We start from the raw sequence: 319 nt of genomic DNA on the forward strand, positions 1-319 counted from the left end.
GTGACGGTGTGCTCGGTGCCATCCACGGAGGTGACCACAAAGGTCTCGACCTTGGTTTCGCCCTCGCCCAGGTACTGCACCTTGCTGTTGTCGACCTGGTAGGTCCAGGCACCGCCTTCGGTGATGGCGAGGCTACCCAGCGCACCCGCGCTCGGGGTGCCGTTGCCGGCCAGGAACTTGGCTTCATCGGCGCCGTCCACGTCGGTCACGCTCAGGGTGCCGGTCTCGGTCAGCAGCGGGGTGCTCTCGTCTTCCACCACGCCACCAGTGTCGCTGCCGGTAATGACGGCCTCATCGTTGACGCCGGTGATGGTGATGG

1 protein-coding gene is annotated in these 319 nt (G+C 65.8%); it reads right to left on the bottom strand.

The window, feature by feature from the left end; all coding sequences use genetic code 11:
* Nucleotides 1-319, bottom strand: a 319-nt coding sequence (locus tag KW824_RS20680) for a VCBS domain-containing protein (protein WP_218410888.1), incomplete at both ends; no start/stop codon positions are given.

It is taken from the genome of Aeromonas sp. sif0611 (assembly GCF_019218845.1).
Classification (GTDB): Bacteria; Pseudomonadota; Gammaproteobacteria; order Enterobacterales; family Aeromonadaceae; genus Aeromonas; species Aeromonas media.